Annotated in this window: 20 protein-coding genes; 14 read left to right on the top strand and 6 right to left on the bottom strand. The window is 62.0% G+C overall.

Translation table 11 applies throughout. The features are described 5' to 3' along the window. The first annotated feature begins 4 nt into the window (after positions 1 to 4). The 7 genes from CAF90_RS00685 (at position 5) to CAF90_RS00655 (ending at position 7,548) form a co-directional block, all read left to right on the top strand. A complete protein-coding gene (locus tag CAF90_RS00685; protein WP_007952854.1) occupies positions 5 to 910 on the top strand; it encodes an amidohydrolase family protein in 906 nt (301 codons plus the stop codon). A gap of 135 nt (positions 911 to 1,045) precedes the next feature. Further along, positions 1,046 to 2,431 carry a UbiD family decarboxylase gene (locus CAF90_RS00680; RefSeq protein ID WP_085602747.1) on the top strand — a complete coding sequence of 462 codons (1,386 nt, stop codon included), beginning with the start codon at positions 1,046 to 1,048 and terminating at the stop codon, positions 2,429 to 2,431. A gap of 11 nt (positions 2,432 to 2,442) precedes the next feature. Continuing rightward, complete coding sequence (locus CAF90_RS00675) at positions 2,443 to 3,057, top strand: UbiX family flavin prenyltransferase (protein WP_085602745.1); 615 nt, start codon at positions 2,443 to 2,445, stop codon at positions 3,055 to 3,057. A gap of 79 nt (positions 3,058 to 3,136) precedes the next feature. Further along, positions 3,137 to 4,186, top strand: a complete 1,050-nt coding sequence (locus CAF90_RS00670; RefSeq protein WP_085602743.1) for a GTP-binding protein — start codon at positions 3,137 to 3,139, stop codon at positions 4,184 to 4,186. A 245-nt stretch (positions 4,187 to 4,431) separates the two neighbouring features. Beyond that, positions 4,432 to 5,787: a nucleobase:cation symporter-2 family protein gene (locus CAF90_RS00665; RefSeq protein ID WP_085602740.1), complete on the top strand. Its 1,356-nt coding sequence runs from the start codon at positions 4,432 to 4,434 to the stop codon at positions 5,785 to 5,787. A 12-nt stretch (positions 5,788 to 5,799) separates the two neighbouring features. Continuing rightward, the gene (locus tag CAF90_RS00660; protein WP_085602738.1) at positions 5,800 to 7,188 is read left to right on the top strand and encodes an amidohydrolase family protein; all 1,389 of its coding nucleotides are present in this window, start codon (positions 5,800 to 5,802) and stop codon (positions 7,186 to 7,188) included. A 150-nt stretch (positions 7,189 to 7,338) separates the two neighbouring features. Continuing rightward, positions 7,339 to 7,548 (top strand): hypothetical protein, encoded by a 210-nt coding sequence (locus CAF90_RS00655; protein ID WP_085602736.1) that lies wholly within the window; start codon positions 7,339 to 7,341, stop codon positions 7,546 to 7,548. A 5-nt stretch (positions 7,549 to 7,553) separates the two neighbouring features. On the opposite strand, the gene CAF90_RS00650 is transcribed toward CAF90_RS00655, so the two are convergent. From CAF90_RS00650 to CAF90_RS00640, 3 genes are all read right to left on the bottom strand, one after another. Continuing rightward, positions 7,554 to 8,474: a bifunctional oligoribonuclease/PAP phosphatase NrnA gene (locus CAF90_RS00650; RefSeq protein ID WP_170929402.1), complete on the bottom strand. Its 921-nt coding sequence runs from the start codon at positions 8,472 to 8,474 to the stop codon at positions 7,554 to 7,556. Positions 8,475 to 8,548: 74 nt separating this feature from the next. Next, entirely contained in the window at positions 8,549 to 9,832 is a 1,284-nt protein-coding gene (locus CAF90_RS00645; RefSeq protein WP_085602732.1) for a Zn-dependent hydrolase, read from the bottom strand. A gap of 129 nt (positions 9,833 to 9,961) precedes the next feature. Next, entirely contained in the window at positions 9,962 to 11,446 is a 1,485-nt protein-coding gene (locus tag CAF90_RS00640) for an NCS1 family nucleobase:cation symporter-1 (protein WP_085602729.1), read from the bottom strand. 622 nt (positions 11,447 to 12,068) lie between these two features. Between CAF90_RS00640 and hydA the strand changes: the two genes are divergently transcribed. The 3 genes from hydA to preA all read left to right on the top strand — a co-directional run bounded on the left by hydA (position 12,069) and on the right by preA (position 16,345). Further along, positions 12,069 to 13,508 (top strand): dihydropyrimidinase, encoded by a 1,440-nt coding sequence (gene hydA, locus CAF90_RS00635; protein ID WP_085602728.1) that lies wholly within the window; start codon positions 12,069 to 12,071, stop codon positions 13,506 to 13,508. A 194-nt stretch (positions 13,509 to 13,702) separates the two neighbouring features. Then, the gene (locus tag CAF90_RS00630) at positions 13,703 to 15,070 is read left to right on the top strand and encodes an NAD(P)-dependent oxidoreductase (RefSeq protein WP_085602726.1); all 1,368 of its coding nucleotides are present in this window, start codon (positions 13,703 to 13,705) and stop codon (positions 15,068 to 15,070) included. Further along, the gene (gene preA, locus CAF90_RS00625; RefSeq protein WP_085602724.1) at positions 15,071 to 16,345 is read left to right on the top strand and encodes an NAD-dependent dihydropyrimidine dehydrogenase subunit PreA; all 1,275 of its coding nucleotides are present in this window, start codon (positions 15,071 to 15,073) and stop codon (positions 16,343 to 16,345) included. Between the two features lie 141 nt (positions 16,346 to 16,486). On the opposite strand, the gene CAF90_RS00620 is transcribed toward preA, so the two are convergent. Next, positions 16,487 to 17,107: a TetR/AcrR family transcriptional regulator gene (locus CAF90_RS00620; protein WP_007952885.1), complete on the bottom strand. Its 621-nt coding sequence runs from the start codon at positions 17,105 to 17,107 to the stop codon at positions 16,487 to 16,489. A gap of 147 nt (positions 17,108 to 17,254) precedes the next feature. On the opposite strand from CAF90_RS00620, the gene CAF90_RS00615 reads away from it, so the two are divergent. From CAF90_RS00615 to copD, 3 genes are read left to right on the top strand one after another with little or no spacing between them, the layout of a single operon-like run. Then, the gene (locus tag CAF90_RS00615; protein WP_085602722.1) at positions 17,255 to 17,689 is read left to right on the top strand and encodes a GNAT family N-acetyltransferase; all 435 of its coding nucleotides are present in this window, start codon (positions 17,255 to 17,257) and stop codon (positions 17,687 to 17,689) included. Between the two features lie 47 nt (positions 17,690 to 17,736). Beyond that, positions 17,737 to 18,099 carry a copper homeostasis periplasmic binding protein CopC gene (copC, locus tag CAF90_RS00610; protein ID WP_085602720.1) on the top strand — a complete coding sequence of 121 codons (363 nt, stop codon included), beginning with the start codon at positions 17,737 to 17,739 and terminating at the stop codon, positions 18,097 to 18,099. Between the two features lie 3 nt (positions 18,100 to 18,102). Further along, on the top strand, positions 18,103 to 18,960 hold the full coding sequence (copD, locus tag CAF90_RS00605; protein WP_085602718.1) for a copper homeostasis membrane protein CopD: 858 nt from the start codon (positions 18,103 to 18,105) through the stop codon (positions 18,958 to 18,960). Between the two features lie 2 nt (positions 18,961 to 18,962). Here copD and CAF90_RS00600 read toward each other — a convergent pair whose 3' ends face one another. After that, the gene (locus CAF90_RS00600) at positions 18,963 to 20,105 is read right to left on the bottom strand and encodes an HlyD family secretion protein (RefSeq protein WP_007952890.1); all 1,143 of its coding nucleotides are present in this window, start codon (positions 20,103 to 20,105) and stop codon (positions 18,963 to 18,965) included. Continuing rightward, complete coding sequence (locus CAF90_RS00595) at positions 20,102 to 21,757, bottom strand: MFS transporter (RefSeq protein ID WP_085602716.1); 1,656 nt, start codon at positions 21,755 to 21,757, stop codon at positions 20,102 to 20,104. Before CAF90_RS00595 ends, CAF90_RS00600 begins: the two co-directional genes overlap by 4 nt. A 196-nt stretch (positions 21,758 to 21,953) precedes the next feature. Here CAF90_RS00595 and CAF90_RS00590 point away from each other — a divergent pair, with 196 nt between their 5' ends. Further along, the gene (locus CAF90_RS00590; RefSeq protein WP_085602713.1) at positions 21,954 to 22,904 is read left to right on the top strand and encodes a polysaccharide deacetylase family protein; all 951 of its coding nucleotides are present in this window, start codon (positions 21,954 to 21,956) and stop codon (positions 22,902 to 22,904) included. Positions 22,905 to 23,062: the final 158 nt, after the last annotated feature.

Raw genomic sequence — 23,062 nt, 5'->3', positions numbered from 1 at the left:
ACCGATGATCATCGACACCCATCTGCACCCCACCAACCTGGTCGACGAGGCCTGGCGTCATACCGGCGAACCGTTCACCGGCGAGCGCATGCTCAAATTGATGGACGGCCCGTACATGATCAACGGCAAGCCGCGCCGGATCGACATGGGTTTCATCCAGCCGCCACCGGGCAACACCGGTTATCGCGACGGTAACCGTCGTGGCCGCGAGGGCGTGCGCGACTACATGTCGTACGTCGCCGAACTGTGCGTGAAGTACCCGGACCGCTTCATCGGCAACTTCAACTTCAACCCGCGCTGGGGACCGGAAAACGGTGCAGCAGAGCTGGAATTCCACATCAAGGAATACGGCTTCAAGATGCTCAAGCTGCACGCCAACATGCACGGCTATCGCCCCGACCGGGCGCTGGACTGGCTGCGTCCGGCGATGAAGGTCTGCGCCAAGTACAACATCGTGGTGCTGATCCACACCGGTGACGGCCCGTACACCATTCCGACGATGTTCTACCCGATCATCCGCGAGTTCCCGATGGTCAATTTCATCATCGGTCACTTCGGCATCCAGACCGGTGGCAACTACTCGTTCGAGGCGTTCTGGATGGCGATGGACACGCCGAACGTGTACTGCGAATCCGGCTGGTGCTTCCAGTCGCGGATCGTCGAATTCGCCAAGGAGCTGCCGCGCAACAAGATCGTGTTCGGCACCGACTCGCCGCCGAACGAACCGGGCATGTGGCTGCGCGAGCTGGAAGTGCTGTGCTCGCCGGCGCCGCAGGGCCTGGGGATCGACGAAGATCACCTTGAGGATTACCTGGGCAACAACATCGCCCGGTTGTGCGGAATTGAACCGACCCCGCCGCCCAAGGATCTGGCCGAGGCGGACATTCGTCTGACCACGACCTATCTCTGATCCGGTTTTAACCCAGCCACACAGCGACTTTACAGGCGCGAAGATGACCCGGCGTTCGCTCGACCGGCAGGCCAACGGCTTGTCGATCGAACGCCAGCCTCACCCCTGCGTGCCTGCTTTTTACGAGGTGAAACCATGACCCGTTCGACGCTCGGCGACTCTCAGGATTTTCACGTATTCATCGACGCCTATCGCCGCCAGTACCCGGACGATGTGCTGACCATCACCCACCCTCTTTCCGCCGATCAGGACGTCACTGCCCTGGTCGATGCCCTCGCAACTCAAGGCCGCGATCCGCTGCTGATCTGCGAAAACGTCGGCAACCTCGGTGTGCCGGTGGCGACCAATCTGTTCGCCTCCCGCCGGCGTATCGCCCGGCTGTTCGGCGTCACGCCGGCGCAGTTGCACGAAACCTTCCAGACCCGCGCCAACCAGCCAATCGCGCCGTGCTACGTCGAAACCGGCCCGGTGCTCGACGAAGTCTTCGAAGGCGAAACCCTCGACCTGGCGCTACTGCCGATGCTCAAGCATTTCGACAGTGATCGCGGCCCCTACATCACCAACGCGATCATCATCGCCGAGGACCCGCAGACCGGCATCGCCAACATGAGCTACCACCGCTCGATGCGCCACGCCCGTCAGGCGTTGGCCACCAGCCTGCATTCACGCGGGCACCTGTGGCGGATGTTGCAGACCGCCCGTGAACGCGGCGAAGAATTGCGCGTGGCCATGGTGGTCGGCGCGCATCCGCTGTTCATGCTCGCCGCCGCTGCACGCCTGCCCTACGGCAGCGATGAACGCGCGGTGGCCGGCGGGCTGTTCGGTGCGCCGCTGGAGCTGGTCAAGACCCCGCGCTACGGCATCGGTGTTCCGGCCTACGCCGAGTTTGTACTCGAAGGCGCGATAGACCCGACGGCCTATGCCGAAGAAGGTCCGTTCGGCGAATTCAGCGGCTATTCCTCGGATCGCTCGACCAACAACGTGCTGCGCGTCGACACCCTGTTACGGCGCAAGGACGCATGGCTGGTGGACGTGATGGGCGGGCGCTACGCCGAACACCTGACCCTGGCGCGACTGCCACGCGAAGCGGAAATGAGCGAAAAGCTCAAGGCACGCTTCCCCGCCGTCACCGCCGTGCATTACCCGAACTCCGGCACGCATTTTCATTGCTACGTGGCGCTGGATCAAAGCCGTGACGGCGAGGCCCGGCAGATCATGCTGGCCCTGCTCGGCTGGGACCCGTACCTGAAAACCGTGATCGCGGTTGACAGCGATATCGACCTCACCGACGACAGCCAGGTGCTGTGGGCGCTGGCCACGCATTTCCAGCCGCACCTCGACATTTTCACCATCGACGGTTTGCCCGGGAGCCCGCTGGACCCGTCGTCCTCGGTCAATGGCACCACATCGCGGATGGGGCTGGATGCCACGCGTGGCTCGGGGTTCGACGGGATCAAGGCGCAGCTCGATCAGGACGTGCTCGAACGCGCGCGGCAACTGCTTGAAGGTCTGCCATCGTGAACCGCCAGCGGATGGTGGTCGGCATCAGCGGCGCGTCCGGGTTTATCTACGGCGTGCGCCTGCTGGAGCTGCTGGCCGAGCTGAACATCGAAAGCCACCTGATCATCAGCCGCGCCGCGCTGCTGACCATGGCCCACGAAACCGACTACAAACTGGCCGACGTCACCGCCCTCGCCAGCCACTACCACCGCGCCGATGACGTGGCCGCCGGGATCGCCAGCGGTTCCTTCCGTTGCCTGGGCATGGTGGTCGCGCCGTGTTCGATGCGCACCCTGGCGGAGATCGCCACCGGCACGTCTTCGGGGCTGATCGGCCGCGCCGCCGACGTCACCCTCAAGGAGCGCCGCACCCTGGTGCTGATGGCCCGCGAAACCCCGCTGACCCTCGCCCACCTGCGCAACATGACCGCCGTCACCGAGATGGGCGGGATCATCGCCCCGCCGGTCCCGGCCTTCTACGCCCGGCCCGACAGCCTGGCGCAAATGGTCGACCACAGCCTCGGCCGCATCCTCGACCTGTTCGGCCTCGATGCCGGCGTCGCCCGCCGATGGCGAGAACACACAGAACCCTGTGGGAGCGAGCTTGCTCGCGATGGCGGTGGATCAGTCGCCATCACCGCTAATTGACACACCGCCTTCGCGAGCAAGCTCGCTCCCACAAAAAAGTTTCATCTGCACCGGTCAGTCCATCACCAAGGAGCCTCAAATGAACACCCCCTTCAACGCCCCGACCCCGAACACCAAAATTCCGGTCACCATCCTCACCGGGTTCCTCGGTGCCGGCAAAACCACCCTGCTCAATTACATCCTCAAGGAGAACCACGGCCGCAAGATCGCGGTGATCGAAAACGAGTTCGGCGAGGTCGGCATCGACGGCGATCTGGTGCTCAGTTCCGAGACCGAAGAAATCTACGAAATGGTCAACGGCTGCGTCTGCTGCACCGCCGAAGTCCGCGAGGATCTTGTGCGGATCGTCCGCGAACTGGTGGCGCGTCCGGTGCGGCTCGACCACATCCTGATCGAGACCAGCGGCCTGGCCGACCCGTACCCGGTGGCCCAGAGCTTTTTCATCAACGACCCGATTGCCGAGGAGGTCGAACTCGACGCCATCGTGACCATGGTCGATGCCAAGCACATCGCCCAGCACCTGGAAGACCTGCAACTGGACGGCGTCGACAATCAGGCGGTGGATCAGATCGTCTGCGCCGACCGCATCGTCATCAACAAGGTCGATCTGGTCAGCGCTGAAGAGGTGGAAACCCTGCGTGGCAAGATCCGTGGTTTGAACGCCACGGCGGATCTGGTGACCTCCACCCACGCGCAGATCGACCTGTCGAAAATCCTCGGCATCGGCGCCTTTGAATGCACGCAGAAGCTGATGGAAATCGGCGCGGATCAGCACAATCACGATCACCACGACCATGACCATCACGCTGAAGAGCCCGACCACGAGCACGACCCGAGCGTGTCTTCGGTGGGCATCGCCGTGGACGGCGCCGTCAACCTGATGGCGTTCCACCGCTGGATCAGCGAACTGCGCAGTGCTCAGGCCGACAACCTGTACCGCATGAAAGGCGTGCTGGCGGTGGCCAATGAAGACCAGCGCTACGTGCTGCAAGGCGTGCACAGCCTTGTGGAGTTCCGCGCCTCGACCGCGTGGGGCAGCGAGCCGCGCTCGAGCAAGATCGTGTTCATCGGCCGCGACCTGGATCGGGCGGCGCTGAACCAGGGCTTCGCCGCCTGCCTGGCCGGCTGAAACCCGGCATCGGAGCCGGTGGATGGCGGCTTCGCAGCACGAATGACCGATGCCGGATTTCTTGAACAACACAAAACCTGTGGGAGCGGGCTTGCTCGCGAATGCGGTGGGTCATTGAACAGTGATGTCGACTGACACACCGCTTTCGCGAGCAAGCCCGCTCCCACAAGGATTGCGGTGTTTTGAAGACAGCATCAGACGAATACCCCGCTGTACCGAATAACAACAGCTAGAGGTGATTCCCCATGTCGTCAGCCAGTTCCTCCTCCACCGTCCACCCTGTCGACCGCGTATTGCCGGTGCGACAGATGCTCACCCTCGGCCTGCAGCACATGGCCGTCTCGTACATCGGCGCCATCGCCGTGCCGTTGATTGTGGCCAGTGCCCTGAAGATGTCCCACGCCGACACGGTGGTGCTGATCAGCACCACGCTGTTCTGCTCCGGCATCGCCACCCTGTTGCAGACCGTCGGTTTCTGGAAGTTCGGCGTGCGCCTGCCGATTCTGCAAGGCGTGGCGTTCAGCAGCGTCGGGCCGGTGATCGCCATCGGCAGCAACCCGGAGGTGGGGTTCGCCGGGGTCTGCGGGGCGGTGATCGGTGCGGGGATTTTCACCATGTTGATCGCGCCGTTCGTGGGCCGCTTGCGACGGTTTTTCCCGCCGGTGGTAACTGGCTGCATCGTCACGGTGATCGGTCTGCAGCTGTTCCCGATTGCCTATGAATGGGTCGGCGGCGGGCGCAACGCGAGCAACTTCGGCGCGCCGGCGTTTCTCGCCGTGGCGGTGGTGGTGTTGCTGACCATCCTGCTGGTCAACCGTTATGGCAGCCCGTTGCTGCGCAACATGGCGGTGCTGGTGGGGATGCTCGTGGGCGCTGGTCTGGCTTACGGCCTGGGCATGGGCAACTTTCACAGCGTCGAGGACGCGCCGTGGCTGACCGTGCCCTACCCGTTCTACTTCGGCTTGCCGACCTTCAGCCTGATCCCCATCGCCACCATGGTGGTGGTGATGATCGTGCAGATGGTCGAATCCATGGGGCTGTTCGTGGCCATCGGCGACATCGTCGACAAACCAGTGGAAGACAAACAGGTGATCAACGGCCTGCGCGCCAATGGCCTGGCCAGCACCATCGCCGGGATGTTCGCCGCGTTCCCGTTCATTGCCTTCATGGAAAACGTCGGGCTGGTGATCCTGACCGGCGTGCGCAGCCGCTGGGTGGTGGCGATCAGCGGTCTGCTGATGTGCTCGATTGCGCTGGTGCCGAAGGCCGGGGCGATCATCGCCTCGATGCCGACCGCCGCGCTGGGCGGTGCCGGCATCGCGATGTTCGGCGTGGTTGCAGCGGCGGGCATCCAGACCCTGGCCAAGGTCGACTACGAGCGCAATCGCTACAACGTGCTGATCGTCGGTTTCACCATCGCCGCCGCCCTGGTGCCGGTGCTCGCCCCGACCCTGTTCAAACAACTGCCCGAGTGGTCACAGCCGTTCCTGCACAGCAGCGTGGTCATCGCCTGCCTGGTGTCGGTGCTGCTCAACGCGGCGCTCAACGGCGTCAGCGTGCCAGAAACCACAGCCGGCAAATCCGCCTCGCACATCCTCTGACTGGAGCTGCCCATGACTCAACTTCAAAACATCCTGATCAAGCACCCCGTCGCGGTGATGACCGGCCTGCGCGGCCCCCGTGCCCGGGCCGGCGCCGTGGACATACGCGTGGTAAACGGCCGGATCGCGGAAATGGCCGCCAACCTTGAGCCGCAACCCGGTGAGCGAGTGATCGACGCGCGTAATTCGGTGGTCTACCCGGGCTGGATCAACACCCACCATCACCTGTTCCAGAACCTGCTCAAAGCCGTGCCCGAAGGCTTGAATCAGGACCTGCAAGGCTGGCTGGCGAGCGTGCCCTATCCGCGCCTGAACCGCTTCACCCCGCAATTGGCGCGGATCGCCGCACGGCTGGGGATGGTCGAACTGCTGCTGTCCGGCGTCACCACCTGCGCCGATCACCACTACCTCTACCACGCCCACGGCAGCACCGAGACCGGCGACCTGCTGTTCGACCTCGCCGAGGAATTCGGCCTGCGCTTCGTGCTCTGCCGTGGCGGTGCACTGGAGTCCGCCAGCGCACACCCGGGCTTCTCGAAAACCGCGCTGCAACCGGAATCCCTGGAACAAATGGTCGGCGATATCGAACGGCTAAAATCGCGCTACCACCAGGACACCCCGGATGCCTTGCGCCGGGTGGTCGTGGCGCCAACCACGCCGACTTTCTCGCTGCCGCCAACGTTGTTGCGCGAACTGGCGCACACCGCCCGAGGCATGGGATTGCGCCTGCACACGCACCTGTCGGAAACCGAGAACTACGTGAACTTCTGCCGCGACAAGTACAACTGCCTGCCGGTGGAGTTCGTCGCCGAACACGAATGGCTCGGCCCCGACGTGTGGTTCGCCCACGCCGTGCACCTGCAACCGGGAGAAATCCGCATGCTCGCCCAGACCGGCACCGGCGTCTCCCATTGCCCGGTGAGCAACGCCCGGCTGGGCAGCGGTGTCGCGCCGATCCCGCAAATGTATGAGGCCGGCGTGCCGATCTCCCTCGGCGTCGACGGTGTGGCCTCCAACGAATCCGGAAGCATGGTCGGCGAAGCCAACACCGCGTGGCTGATCCACCGCGCCGAACAAGGCGCCTCGGCCACCACCGCCGAAGACGTCATTCACTGGGGCACAGCCGGCGGCGCGCAAGTGCTCGGCCTTGGCGCGGTCGGTACGCTGGAAATCGGCCAGGCAGCGGATCTGGTGATCTACAGCCTCGACCACCCACGCTTCTACGGTTTCCACGACAGCGCCGTCGCACCGGTCGTCGCGGGTGAGCCGATTGCCGTGAAATACAGCCTGGTGGGTGGGCGGATCGTCGTCGATAACGGCGTGATTCCGGGGCTGGATATCGAGCGGATGCGGGCCGAGGCCTGGGAGGGTGTGCAGGCGATGATGAAGGTCGACGATTGATGCGTGACCGGTGGGAGCGGCGGTGCGACGATTCGCCTCGTCAGCTCCCACCGGTGGCATTAGCGCCTTGCGCTTTTGTCGACTAACGTTAGTACCTCATCGGATTGAGCCCCTACCAGTTACACCGGGCTCTTGATCAAGGAGAGACTGATGACGTCCAACCGCCTCATCGAACAGACCTATCGCACCTGGTCCAGCCCCATCCTGCTGGAGCTGAAAAAGCGCGAGCACGAGATGGCGCCGGCCGAACGCCAGGCGCTCGAGAATGTGCTGGTGGAAAGACGATTGCTGGACGTTGGCAACCCGAAAGGCGTTGAACGGCGTAAGAGTGCGGCGAGTAAAACCGACAATCCCGGATGATCATTTCACCCGCCTGAGTTTGCGTTCAGCCCCAGACTCAGTAGCTCCTTGCGCAAGATAGAGGGTTTTAGAACCGCTAATCCAGCCTGCCATTCCACCGGCAGCAAACGACTCAACTTCTGCTGGCTGACCACGGGTTCGGCCAGCAAACAGCTTTTGCGTTGGCTGATGCAGATGACGTTCAGCAACCAGTCATCGCCCTGCCCGCCCATCCAGTGGCAAATCTCGCTGCGATACTTCTCGATCAAGGCCTCGGCGTCCCACACGGTCATCTGCGCAAAAACCTCGGGCAACCGGCTCTCGGGTTTCATGCGTTTCAGATCGGCGGCCAATGCAGCAGATATGTCTGATTCGATGGAGGCCTGACACTCGAGGAAATAGTGACTGGGCCAGTCCTCCGTAAGTTTTGCGTGGAGTACAAGTTCAGCATAGGCGTCGATGTCCGCTGTCGTGGTCATCTGTCCGGTGAAATTCAGTGTGTTGTCCAGAATCGCTGTGGCCAGCAGCGCGGCGCTTTGTTCGCTGATACTCGACAGCAATCCTGCGGCTTTCCAACGCTGGAAAACCTGAGTCGCCGCCGCGCCGATCGAGCGGATATCAGCGGCAGATCCGAGCGTCTGCGACCAGTATTCTTCGAAGCCTGGATGATGATCGATGACTTCCACCACCCGATCAAGCGCGACCATTGGGTCAAAATGGTGGTAGTCGGAGACGTCGACCAGCACAAACTCGTCGCTGGATGTCGGGCGGTAATCGTCCAGAACAGCACCCCAGCCGAGCACGGTTTTCGAAACGCTGGCATTGGGTTTTGCGCTGCTGACGGCACGGGTGGGAATGCCTTGCAGGTTGAGCAGTTCTGCGTAGGCGATGCAGCAGGCGTAGGCGTCGATGTCCAGATACGCGGAGCCTGAGGTGATGACTTTGATGGGCGACATTGCGCGTCCTGACTTCCATTTCAGGGGCGACAACGTCGCACATTTTCATGAACGATTAATGAACGTCAGGCAGCGCGTTGTCCCCCGGCCACCGCCGCCGAAGCCGCCAGCATCGCCCGCAACAACACCGCACAGCCGGCCGCCAGATCGTCCGGGGCGGCGTTTTCGATTTCGTTGTGGCTGATGCCGCCTTCGCACGGTACGAAGATCATCCCGGCCGGACCCAGTTCGGCGAGGAAAATCGCGTCGTGGCCGGCGCCGCTGACGATGTCCATGTGCGACAGGCCCAGACCTTTGGCCGCACCACGCACCGCTTCGACGCAGCCCTTTTCGAAATACAGCGGCGGGAAGTCGGCGGTCGGGGTCAGTTCATAGGTCAGGCCGTGTTCTTCGCAGGTCGCTTCGATGACTTGCCTGACCTCGGCGATCATCGAGTCGAGGCGTGCCGGTTCCAGGTGCCGGAAGTCGAGGGTCATGCGCACCTCGCCGGGGATGACGTTGCGCGAGCCGGGATAGGCTTGCAGGCAACCGACCGTGCCGCAGGCGTGGGGTTGATGACCGAGCGCTGCGCGATTGACTGCACCGACGATCACCGAGGCGCCGACCAGCGCGTCCTTGCGCAGGTGCATCGGGGTCGGGCCGGCGTGGGCTTCGACGCCGCGCAGTTTCAGGTCGAACCACTTCTGCCCCAGAGCGCCGAGTACCACGCCGATGGTTTTCTGTTCGTCCTCAAGGATCGGGCCTTGTTCAATATGCGCTTCGAAATAGGCGCCGACCTTGTGCCCGCTGACTTTGCGCGGTCCGGCGTAGCCGATGGCGTTCAGTGCCTCGCCGACCGTAACGCCCTCGGCATCGACCTTGGCCAGGGTTTCTTCGAGGGTGAATTTTTCCGCGAACACGCCGGAGCCCATCATGCACGGGGCGAAGCGCGAGCCTTCTTCGTTGGTCCAGACCACCACTTCCAGCGGTGCCTCGGTTTCCACGCCCAAGTCGTTGAGGGTGCGCAGCACTTCGACCCCCGCCAGCACGCCGAAGCAGCCGTCGAACTTGCCGCCGGTAGGTTGGGTGTCGATGTGGCTGCCGGTCATCACCGGCGGCAGGTTCGGGTTACGGCCGGGGCGACGGGCGAAGATGTTGCCGACTTCATCAACCGTGACGCTGCAACCGGCGTCCTTGCACCACTGCACGAACAGGTCGCGGGCCTGGCGATCAAGGTCGGTCAGGGCCAGGCGACAGACCCCGCCCTTGACCGTGGCGCCGAGTTTGGCCAGCTCCATGAGCGACGCCCACAAGCGGTCGCGGTTGATGTGCTGATGGGTCGATTGCAGAACGTCTACGGCTGCGTTCATGGGGATCTCCTCAGGCAGTTAGTTCCCGCGCTCTGCGTGGGAATTCATCCATGGACGCTCTGCGTCCGCTATGGGGACGCGGAGCGTCCCGGGCTGCATTCCCACGCAGAGCGTGGGAACGATCATCTGCTACACCGGTGATTTCACTACCGAAGGCTGCGCACGCATCGCGCACAACCCGTAATAGATCAACCCGCCCAGCGCCGAGCCGGTGAACCAGCCGTAGCTGTAGAACCAGCTGAATGCGCTGCTGCCCAGCGACAGCAGGGTCAGCACCACCGGCACGCCGAAGGCGATGAAGCCGGCCCAGTTCCACGCCGGGTACACGTCGTCGCGGTACAGGCCGGCCAGGTCCAGTTGCTGTTTCTTGATCAGGAAATAGTCCACCACCATGATCCCGGCGATCGGCCCGAGCAGGCTGGAATAGCCCAGCAGCCAGTTCGAATACACGGTTTCCAGGCTGACATCGGAGACGATCAGCCCGAGTTTCTTCAGCAGTTCGTGGCCCATGAGTACCAGGCCGACGAACCCGGTGAGGATCACCGCTTTGGTGCGGTTGATCACCTTCGGCGCGATGTTCTGGAAGTCGTTGGTTGGCGAGACGATGTTGGCGGCGGTGTTGGTCGACAGCGTGGCGATGATGATCAGTGCCATGGCTACCGCGACCCACACCGGGCTCTGGATGTGGCCGATCAAAGTCACCGGATCGGAGACGCTGACCCCCACAAGTTTCACTGACGCCGCGGTCATCACCACGCCCAGTGCGGCGAACAGGAACATGGTCAGCGGCAGGCCGAAAATCTGCCCGAGGATCTGATCCTTCTGGCTGCGGGCATATCGGCTGAAGTCAGGAATGTTCAGCGACAGGGTGGCCCAGAAACCGACCATCGCCGTCAGCCCGGCGGCGAAGTAACTGACCACACTCGCGCCTTCGGGACGTTTCGGCGGAATCGCCAGCAATTCAGTCATCGACACATTCGGCATGGCCCACACCAGCAACCCGATGCCGACCGCCACCAGCAGCGGTGCCGACAGGGTCTCCAGCCATTTGATCGACTCGGCACCACGGATCACCACCCACAGGTTGAGCGCCCAGAAGATCATGAAACCGATCACCTCCCCCGTCCCGCCGAGGGATTTCCAGCCCTCGAACACCGAGCCGAGGAACAGGTGAATCGCCAGCCCGCCGAACATGGTCTGGATGCCGAACCAGCCGCACGCCACCAGCGCGCGGATCAGACACGGCACGTTGGAGCCGAGAATCCCGAACGACGAGCGCAGCAGCACCGGAAACGGAATCCCGTATTTGGTGCCGGGAAACGCGTTGAGCGTAAGAGGGATCAGGACGATGACGTTGGCAAACAGAATCGCCAGCAAGGCTTCGCCGACGCTCAGGCCGAAATACGCGGTGAGTACGCCGCCGAGGGTGTAGGTCGGCACGCAGATCGACATGCCGACCCACAGCGCGGTGATGTGCCATTTGTTCCAGGTTCGTTCGCGCACCTTGGTCGGTGCCATGTCGTGGTTGTAACGGGGACTGTCGAGGACGTCGCTGCCGGCTTCGAGTTCGAACAAGCCGTCGCGCTCGGTCACTTGCGATCTGTTCTGTTGCATGGCCGCTCCACTGTTCTTCTGATTATTTTTTTGCTCATCAGACGGCTGCACACGCAGGTGCGAGCCGGACGATGGCCGGAGGAACTGACAACTTTCATGCACCGGCCATGGTGTCAGCGGCGGCATCAATAAACGTGCCGGGTGAACCGCTTGGCGCTAGGGCCGTGCTTTTTATTTCCTGCAACTTACTGATGTTTATCAGTTTTAATTATTCACCTGGTGAGGCCGCGAAAACTTGACTGAACACTCAGGCTAAATGCCAGGCAAGTTGTCCGAACTGTCAGGACTCAATCTGGTGCACTGCATTATTTTTTCTTCGGGAAGCATCACTCTCCGCTCAACTTCAAGCGGCTGATTTCACATAGGAAATCTTGCTCATATTTCCAACCTGTCAAGTGCGTCAAAATGGTGAAGCGCCTCACCATTTTGGTGATTTTGTATTTTTATCTTTATTTTTCAGTTACTTAAAAAAGCAATAAGCTTATAAAAAATAATCTTGATCAATTGCAGAACTGCGACTAGCGTCTATTCCTGACAGCGCTGACAAGATTACGCATTTGGCGCTGCAAACAATAAAACACTAGAACCGGCACAAGTCGGTCATGCCTGCGAGGAACTCGGAATGTCTCTGTTGATCCGTGGCGCCACCGTTGTTACCCATGATGAAAGTTACCGCGCCGATGTCTATTGCGCTGACGGCGTGATCAAAGCCATTGGTGAAAACCTGGATGTTCCCGCCGGCGCCGAAGTGCTCGATGGCAGCGGCCAATACCTGATGCCCGGCGGCATCGATCCGCACACCCACATGCAACTCCCGTTCATGGGCACCGTGGCCAGCGAAGATTTCTACAGCGGCACCGCCGCAGGCCTGGCCGGCGGCACCACCTCGATCATCGATTTCGTGATTCCCAATCCGCAGCAGTCGTTGCTTGAAGCGTTTCACCAGTGGCGTGGCTGGGCGGAAAAATCCGCTTCCGACTACGGTTTCCACGTCGCGATCACCTGGTGGAGCGAGCAGGTTCGCGAGGAAATGGCCGAACTGGTCAGCCATCACGGGATCAACAGCTTCAAACATTTCATGGCCTACAAGAACGCGATCATGGCCGCCGACGACACGCTGGTGGCGAGCTTCGAGCGCTGCCTGGAACTCGGCGCGGTGCCGACCGTGCACGCGGAAAACGGCGAGCTGGTCTATCACCTGCAACGCAAGTTGATGGCCCAGGGCATCACCGGGCCGGAAGCGCACCCGCTGTCGCGGCCGTCGCAGGTTGAAGGTGAAGCCGCGAGCCGGGCGATCCGTATAGCGGAAACCATCGGCACGCCGCTGTACCTGGTGCACGTCTCGACCAAGGAAGCCCTCGACGAAATCACCTATGCCCGCAGCAAAGGTCAACCGGTCTACGGCGAAGTGCTGGCCGGGCATCTGCTGCTGGACGACAGCGTCTACCAGCACCCGGACTGGCAGACCGCCGCGGGTTACGTGATGAGCCCGCCGTTCCGCCCGCGCGGGCATCAGGACGCGCTGTGGCATGGTTTGCAAAGCGGCAACCTGCACACCACCGCCACCGACCATTGCTGCTTCTGCGCCGAGCAAAAAGCCGCCGGGCGCGACGACTTCAGCAAGATCCCCAACGGCACCGCCGGCATCGAAGACCGCATGGCGGTGTTGTGGGATGAAGGGGTGAACTCGGGGCGGTTGTCGATGCAGGACTTCGTCGCCCTCACCTCTACCAACACCGCAAAAATCTTCAACCTCTACCCGCGCAAAGGCGCGATCCGCGTCGGCGCCGATGCCGACCTGGTGCTGTGGGATCCGCAAGGCACTCGCACCATCTCCGCCAAGACCCACCATCAGCAGGTGGACTTCAACATCTTCGAAGGCAAGACCGTGACCGGTGTGCCGAGCCATACCGTCAGCCAGGGCCGAGTGGTCTGGGCCGATGGCGATCTGCGCGCCGAGCGTGGGGCGGGCCGGTATATCGAACGGCCGGCGTATCCGGCGGTGTTTGATTTGCTGAGCAAACGGGCTGAGATGCACAGGCCTGTGGCCGTCAAGCGCTGATCCCTGATCGTTCTCACACTGATCGTTCCCACGCTCTGCGTGGGAATGCAGCCCGTGACGCTCCGCGTCACTGGACGCGGAGCGTCCCTTGAGGCATTCCCACGCGGACGGTTCGACGCCTCGACGTGGGAACGATCAAAAAACCACTGCCCGACAGAGGCAGAAAACCTCAAATAACCGTGAGGCAAAAAACCGTGATCGAGACCCTGAACCATCTCCCGCACCCGCACGAAAGTGCGGCCGCCCTCGCCGGCCATTTCACCGATCTGGCGCCGCCGCTCAACGACCGTCAGGCGCATCTGGAAGCCTCGCGCTGCCTGTATTGCTACGACGCGCCGTGCGTGAATGCGTGCCCGAGCGAGATCGACATTCCGTCGTTCATCCGCAATATCCATCAGGACAACGTGCCCGGCGCGGCGCAGAAAATCCTTTCGGCGAACATCCTCGGCGGCAGTTGCGCGCGGGTCTGTCCGACCGAAATCCTCTGCCAACAAGCCTGCGTGCGCAACAACGCCCACGAATGCGCGCCGGTGCTGATCGGCCTGCTGCAACGTTACGCCGTGGACAACGCGCATTTCACCGAGCACCCGTTCCAGCGCGCCGCCGCTACCGGCAAACGCATCGCAGTGGTCGGGGCTGGTCCGGCGGGTTTGTCCTGTGCCCATCGCAGCGCCATGCACGGTCACGACGTGGTGATTTTCGAAGCACGGGAGAAGGCTGGCGGGCTCAACGAATACGGGATCGCCAAGTACAAACTGGTCGACGACTACGCGCAGAAGGAACTGGATTTCCTCCTGCAAATCGGCGGCATCGAAATCCGTCACGGCCAGAAACTCGGTGAGAATCTGACCCTCAGCGAACTGCATCAACAGTTCGACGCGGTGTTCCTCGGCCTCGGTCTGAACGCCAGTAAACAACTCGGCCTGGCCCACGAAGACGCCCCCGGCCTGCTCGCCGCCACCGACTACATCCGCGAACTGCGCCAGGCCGATGACCTGTCGCAACTGCCGCTGGCCGAACATTGCATCGTCCTTGGCGCCGGCAACACCGCCATCGACATGGCCGTGCAAATGGCCCGCCTCGGTGCTCGCGACGTCAATCTGGTCTATCGCCGTGGCGCGGCGGACATGGGCGCCACCGGCCATGAACAAGACATCGCCAAAGCCAATCAGGTGCGGCTGCTGACCTGGGCGCAACCGGAGGAAGTGCTGCTCGACGCTCAAGGCAAAGTGCGCGGCATGCGCTTCGCCCGCACGCATCTGGTGGACGGTCGCCTGCAAGCCACTGGCGAGACTTTCGAACTGGCCGCCGATGCGATCTTCAAAGCCATCGGCCAGGCCTTCGACGGCAGTGCCCTTGCCGACCCGCTGGCCCGCGAACTCAAGCGTCAGGGCGCACGCATCCAGGTCGATGAAAACCTGCGCACCAGCATCCCCGGCGTGTATGCCGGCGGTGACTGCACCAGCCTCGATCAGGACCTGACCGTGCAAGCGGTGCAACACGGCAAGCGCGCCGCCGAGGCGATCAATGCTCAACTGATGCTCAACGTGGAGGCTGCGTAAATGGCCGATCTCTCGATTGTCTTCGCCGGTATCAAAGCCCCCAATCCGTTCTGGCTGGCCTCCGCGCCGCCGACCGACAAGGCCTACAACGTGGTGCGCGCCTTCGAGGCCGGTTGGGGCGGCGTGGTCTGGAAAACCCTGGGTGAAGACCCGGCGGCGGTCAACGTGTCCTCGCGCTACTCGGCGCATTACGGCAACAACCGCGAAGTGCTGGGCATCAACAACATCGAACTGATCACCGACCGATCGCTGGAAATCAACCTGCGGGAAATCACTCAGGTGAAGAAGGACTGGCCGGACCGCGCGCTGATCGTGTCGCTGATGGTGCCGTGCGTTGAAGAGTCGTGGAAACACATACTGCCGCTGGTGGAAGCCACCGGTGCTGACGGCATCGAGCTGAATTTCGGCTGCCCCCACGGCATGCCCGAACGCGGCATGGGCGCGGCGGTCGGTCAGGTGCCGGAGTACGTCGAGCAGGTGACGCGCTGGTGCAAGACCTATTGCTCGCTGCCGGTGATCGTCAAACTGACGCCGAACATCACCGACATCCGCGTCGCCGCCCGCGCTGCGCACCGGGGCGGCGCCGATGCGGTGTCGCTGATCAACACCATCAATTCGATCACCAGCGTCGACCTCGAACACATGGTCGCCCTGCCCACCGTCGGCAGCAAAAGCACCCACGGCGGTTATTGCGGCTCGGCAGTGAAGCCGATCGCGCTGAACATGGTCGCGGAAATCGCCCGTGATCCGCAGACCCAGGGCTTGCCGATCTGCGGAATCGGCGGAATTGGCAGTTGGCGCGATGCAGCGGAGTTCATCGCTTTGGGCAGCGGCGCGGTGCAGGTGTGCACGGCGGCGATGCTGCATGGTTTCCGGATTGTCGATGAGATGAAGGATGGCTTGTCGCGGTGGATGGACAGTCAGGGTTACGCCAGCATCGCCGATTTTTCCGGGCGCGCGGTGGGTAACACCACGGACTGGAAGTACCTGGACATCAACTATCAGGTGATCGCGAAGATCGACCAGGAGGCGTGTATTGGTTGCGGGCGTTGCCACATTGCCTGCGAGGACACCTCACACCAGGCGATCAGCAGCCTGAAACAGGCCGATGGCACGCATCAATATGAAGTGATCGATGATGAGTGTGTGGGGTGCAATCTGTGCCAGATCACTTGTCCGGTAGCGGATTGCATCGAGATGGTGCCGATGGAAACGGGCAAGCCGTTTCTGGACTGGAATCATGATCCGAGGAATCCCTACCATGTCTCACCTTGAGGCATGCGACGTCTGAGCTGACGCTTTCGCGGGCAAGCCCGCTCCCACAGGGTTCTCTGGTGCACATGACACTTGAGGACAACCCGAAAACCTGTGGGAGCGGGCTTGCCCGCGAAGGGGTCGGCAGTCACAACACATGGCTCAAGGTTCTAATCCGATCCCCCGCAAAATCACGCTAGTCACCGTCTGCACCGCCCGCTCGAATTGCATGTCCGACAGCGGCTGGTGCTCATTCAAAATATTCACCTGATGATCGAAGTCGGCATAGTGCTGCGTCGACGCCCAGATCATGTACAACAAACTCGACGGCTCCACCGGCAGAATCCGCTTGTCCTCCACCCACTGCCGGATCTTCGCCTCCTTCATCTTCGCCCAGTCATAAAGGCTGACATCCAGCGCCTCGCCAAGGGTCGGCGCGCCATGGATGATTTCGTTGGCCCAGACTTTCGAGCCATACGGCCGGCTGCGCGAGTGGTTCATCTTGGCGCGGATGTAGCTGCTGAGCACCACGCGCGGATCGTCGAACATCTCGAAGCACAGCGCGTCCTGCTTCCACACTTCCAGCAGGTCGAACAGCACCGCGCTGTACAGCTCGCTCTTGGTCGAAAAGTAATAATGCAGATTGGAGCGCGGCAGCTGCACTTCAGCAGCGATGTCCGCCATGGCGGTGCCGCCGAAACCTTTTTCGGCGAAGACTTTTTCCGCCGCCAGCAGGATCTTGTCGACGTTGGTGCGGCGGATTTCGATCTTGTGATTGCCCATGAGGGCTCCCTGAAGACAACGTTGTTGAAGACTAGCATCCGCTCTGGGCAAGGGGCGACAGCCGAGAACGATTCTTCACACACTTGGGCTTTTTTCTGGTTTAGGATCGCCCTCCTTCTCCCCGTCAGACACTGAAGGATCCTGTCCATGACCATTCGAAAGCGCATCGCTGCGGATGATCCGCAGCTCGCCGCACTGTGGGAGCGCTCGGTCCGCGCGACTCACGATTTCCTCCCGGAAGACGACATCCACCGGCTGTTCCCGCTGGTGCGTGACACCTACCTGCCCGCGCTGGACGTGCAGGTTTTCGAGAACCCCGATCACTCCCCGGCAGGCTTCATCGCCACCGACGACGACACCGTGCAGATGCTGTTCATCGACCCGGCGTTTCGTGGCCAGGGCATCGGCCGACGCTTGCTCGACCACGTCCGCCGCCCGTTGCTGAAGGTCGACGTCAACGAACAGAACCCGCAGGCCCACGGCTTCTATCGGCACTACGGATTCGAGGACATCGGCCGCTCGGCACTCGACGGCGAAGGCCGGCCCTTCCCGGTCATTCACATGCGCCTGAAAGCCCTGTGATCCACGTTCTATACTCAGCCCGCCATTTCACTGAAAGGAATCTTTCCATGTCGATGAAAAAACTGTTCACCGCTGGCGCGCTGCTGGCTTCGCTGGTCGTCACTTCCCAAGCGTTCGCCCACGCGCATCTGAAAAGTCAGACCCCGCCAGCCGACAGCACCGTTGCCGCGCCGGCAGATCTGCGTCTGGTGTTTTCCGAAGGCGTCGAAGCCAGCTTCACCAAAGTCACCGTGACCCACGACGGCAAGCCGGTGGCGGTCAAACCGTTGACCACCGAAGGCGACAAGAAAACCCTGATCGTCACCCCCGAAGCACCGCTGGCCGCTGGCGAGTACAAGGTTGAATGGCATGCGGTGTCGGTCGATACGCACAAAAGTGAAGGCGCCTATCAGTTCAAGGTTGGCCAGTAATTCATGAGTGAAGCGCTGGTGCTGTGCCGGTTCCTGCATTTCATCGTGGTGTTGATGCTGTTCGGGGCCTGGCTGTTCCGCCCCTTGCTGCTCAAGGGTGAAGCGCCGGCGCTGGATCGGCACCTCGCGCGACTGGCTCGCTGGCTGGCGGCGATTGCCCTGGCCAGCGGCGTCATCTGGGCGTTGTTGATTACCGCAAGCATGGCCGGTTCGGCGGCTGCCGCGTTTGATCCGGCCACCGTAGAGCTGGTCCTCGGTCATACGTTTTTCGGTCAGGTCTGGCGCTGGCATCTATTGATCAATGCGCTGTTGCTGGCGTTGCTGTTTACGCCGTGGCGTTCGAACCGGCCATTGCGGTTGGGCCTGAGCGCGCTGCTGCTGATGACGCTGGCGCCGGTCGGACACGGGGCGATGCTCGATGGCTTCAGCGGGCAGATGCTGATCCTCAATCAGGTGATTCACCTGACTTGCGTCGGAGCGTGGCTTGGTGGGCTGCTGATGCTGGTTTTGATCCTGCGCCAGTCCGGCGAAAAGGTGCGTGAAGTGCTGCAGCGGTTCAGCGGTCTCGGCTACGGGCTGGTCGCCGGCCTGCTGATCACCGGGCTGATCAACGTGCGCGTGCTCACCGGCCAATGGTGGCCGACGCCGCTGTTCTCGGGGTTCGCCCTGATCCTGTTGATCAAGGCGCTGCTGGTGTTCGGCATGCTTGCACTGGCGCTGTTCAATCGCCTGCGGATCAACGATTGCGAACAGCGGATCGACACCCTCAAACGCAGCGTCATGCTCGAATGGCTGCTGGGGATCGGCGCCGTGGCGGCGGTTTCCGTGCTCGGCACCCTACCGCCAATGATCGCCGCTTGAGGTCAGTGTTTCTGGGTGTCGCCCGCCGCCGTATCAATGCTGACCACCACCGACATCCCCGGCCGCAGGCGCTCGCTCTCCTGCTGATCCGGATCGATGGTGATGCGCACCGGCACCCGCTGGGCGATTTTCACGAAATTGCCGGTGGCGTTGTCAGCCTGCAACAACGCGAATTCGGAACCGGTGCCCGGCGAGATGTGCTGCACGTGGCCGGTGAATTTGCGGTGGTTCAAACCATCGACGGTGAAGCTCGCTGGTTGCCCTACGCGCACATTGTCCATCTGGGTTTCCTTGAGGTTGGCGATCACCCATTTCTGGTTCGGCACCAGCGCCATCAACTGCGCCCCGGAGTTGACGTAAGCGCCGAGACGCACGCCGATCTGCCCGAGCTGACCGTCACGCGGGGCGATGATCCGGGTATTGGACAAATCGATCCGAGCCAGTTGCACCGCGGCATCGGCGCTGGCCACGGCCGCTTCCAGCGAGCCGCGATTGACGATCACCGTTTGCAGATCCTGCCGGGCGATTTCCAGATTGGCCTTGGCCTGCGCCACCGCCGCGATGCTCTGTGCATTGGCAGCCAAAGCCACATCCATCTCGCGCTTGGACACGGAACCGTCGTTGACCAGCGCCTTGTTGCGTCGCAGATCCGCCTCGCTTTTGCGTAACTGCGCTTCGCTGTCCGCTACCACCGCCTGCCGCAGCTTGATCGTGGCTTCGGCGCTGTTGCGCTGCTGCACCACGTTGGCCAGCGAGGCCTTTTGCACCGCCAGTTGTGCCAACGACTGGTCGAGACGTTGCTGATAGATGCGGTCATCGAGACGCACCAGCAAATCGCCCTCCTTCACAAACTGGAAATCCTGCACCGGCACTTCAAACACATAACCGCTGAGCTGCGGGCCGATGATCGTCACCTGCCCGCGCACCAATGCGTTTTCAGTGGTCTCGACCGCGCTGCTGAACGGCGGCAACTGCCAGGCGTAAAGCACGATGAGCACGCCGACGATGGCAATCGCGGCGAAGCCCAGCGACGAGATGATCCGCACCCGCAACGAGCGCGGCTCGGTGTTCGGTGATGACGGCGGCGCCACGCCTTCAGGGGTGGCGGCGATGGCATTGGTGGTCGTGGTAGTCGGTTCGGTCATGAAGAAGTGGCACCGCTGGAAGGTACGGAAGGTGTCGGGGCGACGGCTCGGGTGGTGCTGATCAGCCACAGCGCGCGGATGGAAATCCAGATCATGGTCAGGATCGCGATCACCGCGATCAGCATGAACACATCGTTATAGGCCAGCACGTTGGCCTCGCGGGTGGCGGCGTTGGCCAGGCTGCGAATACCTTGCAGATTGCGCAGGCTCGGATCGGCAATCAGCGAGCCGACCGCCGAACCGCCGCTCTGAACTCGCGCGGCGACGCGGGGATCGGACATCACCAGTTGCTCGACGATGTGACTGGAATGAAACTTCTCGCGCACGATCTGGAAGGTCCCCAGCAACGCCGCGCCGATCAGGCCGCCGAGGTTGTTGCAGATCCCGAACAACACCGAAAAGCTCACGAGGTTGCGCGGATTGGTCAGCACGTTGCGTGTGCCCAGCACCATGGTCGGGCCGAGAAAGAAGGTACTGCCGAACGCCAGCAGGAACTGGCTGAAATACAGGTTGCCCGGGCGGGTCAGGTTGTTCGATGAACTGTCCATGATCGAACCGGTGGCCATCAACGCCAGCGAAACAATCAGCGGCATCAGCAGGTGTTTCGGGTCGATGGTCAGCGCACTGGTCAGCAGCCCGGCGACGCTGCCGATCAGCATCACCACGTACAAGCTATGAAGCTGCTGGCTGCTCATGTTCAGGTTTTGCATGAAGCCGACGGCGCCGGTGGATTGCTCCGAGGTCACCATGCGAATCAGGATCACCGCCAGCGCCAGACGGATCATCACCCCGCTACCGAGCCAGCGGGTCATCAGCATCGGGTTGCTGCGGTTATGTTCGATGGCCAGCCCCGCGAGAATCAGGACAATCGACGCGGCCAGGGCGATGCCGATCCAGTCTGCTTCCAGCCACCAGTCGATCCGGCCGAGGGACAACACGGCGCACAGCAGGGCCACGCCACTGGCAAGGATCGCGAAGGTAAGGAAGTCGAGCGGTTCGAAGGTCTTGAACCGGTCACCCGGCGGCAACTTGAGCATCAAGACGCAGCCCAGTGACAGCAGTGCCATGCCCAATTCGAACAGGTACAGGCCGCGCCATTCGGCGATCTGCAACAGGTCTTCGGAAAACAGCCGCGCCAGCGGCAAGGCCAACTGCGAGGTGCCGAGGCCCAGCACCAGCGCCTTCATCCGCCATTTGGCCGGGAACGCCTGCACCATGTAATACAGGCCCAGCGAACTCAACGCCGCGCCGACCATGCCGTGGGCCGCACGCACGGCGATCGCCGAATTCAGGTCATTGACGAACAGATGGCCAAAGGTCACCAGCGCATACAGCACCAGAAACACCTCGGTGAACGCGCGCAAGCCGAACTGCTGGCGAAACTTCACCAGCAGCAGGTTCATCGATACGTTGGTCATCACGTACGCTGCCGGCAGCCAGGCCATCTCCGCCGTGGTCGCCCCGAGCGCGCCTTGCAGGTAAGGCAGGTTGGCAACCACCAACGAATTGCCCAAGCCACCGGTCAACGCCACCAGCAACCCGACCAGCGCATAGGCCAGGCGCTTGGGGTTGGAGTGCAGCGGCGTCGAGGGGGAACCGGGCAGACTGGGCTTCTCGTGCGGCTGCCAGTTGCGCGGGGCGTATTGGTTCATTGATCGGCCTTGTACGGTGATGGCTTGAGTGTGCCGCAAAACGGCAGGCAAACCCATATCCCTGTGGCTGCCTGCTCACAGGGGGTTGGGGTGGATTCGTAAATTTTGTTTAAAAGTCATCTCGCCCGCAGCGGATTTTTCCCGGGCCTGGCGAATGCCAACCTTGCGGCACTTCTCAACCTGCAAGGTGCCCGTTATGACCATTCCCCGCTGGCAACGCTCCCCGCGTCTGCTGAAAAACCTGCTGGCCGCCGCACTGTTGCTGCCCGCCCTCGTCTTTGCCCAGGAACGCCCGTGGCCGGATGGCTCGCAACTGGTGATCTCGGTGTCGATGCAATTCGAAACCGGCGGCCAGCCCGAAGGCGCTGAAAGCCCATTCTCTGGTACACCGCTGCCAAAAGGTTATCCGGACCTGCCGGCGCAGACCTGGTTCGATTACGGCTACAAGGAAGGCCTGTGGCGCATGCTCGATCTGTGGGATCGCACTGGCATCAAAGTCACCTCCCACGTGGTCGGCGAAGCGGCGCTCAAGCACCCGGAACTGGCCAAGGCGATTGCCGAGCGCGGCCATGAACTGGCGGCCCACGGCATGCGCTGGGCCGATTCGTACAACATGAATTACGCCCAGGAAAATCAGTTCATAGGCGACGGCGTCGCAGCGGTGGAGAAAATCACCGGCCAGCGCTCGGTCGGCTACAACGCCAACTGGCTGCGGCGCAGTCCCAATACGTTGAAGGTGCTGCAGGATCTGAATTTCACCTACCACATCGACGACGTCAGCCGCGATGAGCCGTTCGTGACCATGGTTCGCGGGCGAAAATTCGCCGTGGTGCCGTACACCCTGCGCAACAACGACATCGTGCTGGTCGAGGGCCGACACTTCTCCGCGGAGCAGTTCTACCAGCAACTGGTGCTGGAATTCGATCGCCTCTACGCCGAAGGCGCGAGCAAGCGGCGGATGATGTCGGTGAGTCTGCACGACCGCATCGGCGGCACCCCGGCGATGGTCGAGGCCATGGAGCGTTTTATCCGTTATGCGCAATCTCATCCGAAGGTGACATTCATGCGCAAGGACAAGATTGCCCAGATCGTCCTGACCGAGAAAAACCCGCTGATCGACAACACCGAGGCGCTCTATAACCGGTAAAACCGCCGAAAGCAGCCCTCTTCATAGCATCTGAAAGGGCTGCCAGCTCACGAAATGTGATCGCAAAACTGGCTGTTGACTTTTGCGGAAAACATCGCAACTATCCGCAACCATGTTGTACGACGACGTATAACAACTAATAAAAACAAGAAATGAAA

The sequence above is a fragment of the Pseudomonas sp. B37(2017) genome (genome assembly GCF_002112885.1).
In the GTDB taxonomy this organism is placed as follows: Bacteria; Pseudomonadota; Gammaproteobacteria; order Pseudomonadales; family Pseudomonadaceae; genus Aquipseudomonas; species Aquipseudomonas paraglycinae.
The sequence above is the reverse complement of the archived record's forward strand: the minus strand, read 5'-3'. Positions and strand labels throughout refer to the sequence as shown.